We start from the raw sequence: 429 nt of genomic DNA, 5'->3' as shown, positions 1-429 counted from the left end.
CGGGGCCTCCTCCGGGATCTGCGGATGACGACGGGAACATGGCGCTGGCTTTGGGTGCTGGCATGACCGATGCCACAATTGCACCGGGCGAAGAGACCGCCGTGACGCTTGATCTGACCGGTCTGGATGCTGACGCCACCGCAACGGTGACGATCCTTGACGGGGCGGGCGGGTCTGTTTCAGCCCCGCTGGCCGCAGACGGCACAGCCACGCTCGACGTCAGCGCTCTGGCCGACGGCACAGCCACAACACGCGTCACCGCGACAGACGCAGAAGGCAACACAACAACACTCAACGGACCTGCTTTGCTGCTTGATTTTGCACCGGATACATCTGCGGATGAAGACGGCAATCTTGGGATCACGGCACCCGATCTGGCGATTGATGCCACCGAAGTTGCAGCTGTGACGCTGACAGCCACAGGTCTGG

The 429-nt window shown here is 62.7% G+C and carries 1 protein-coding gene; it reads left to right on the top strand.

Going from position 1 to position 429, the window contains the following annotated elements; translation table 11 throughout:
- Positions 1 to 429: hypothetical protein (locus MWU61_RS19660; protein ID WP_247130174.1), on the top strand; the 429-nt coding region annotated here is incomplete at both ends.

It is taken from the genome of Loktanella sp. F6476L (assembly GCF_023015725.1).
GTDB lineage: Bacteria > Pseudomonadota > Alphaproteobacteria > Rhodobacterales > Rhodobacteraceae > Yoonia.
The sequence above is the reverse complement of the archived record's forward strand: the minus strand, read 5'-3'. Positions and strand labels throughout refer to the sequence as shown.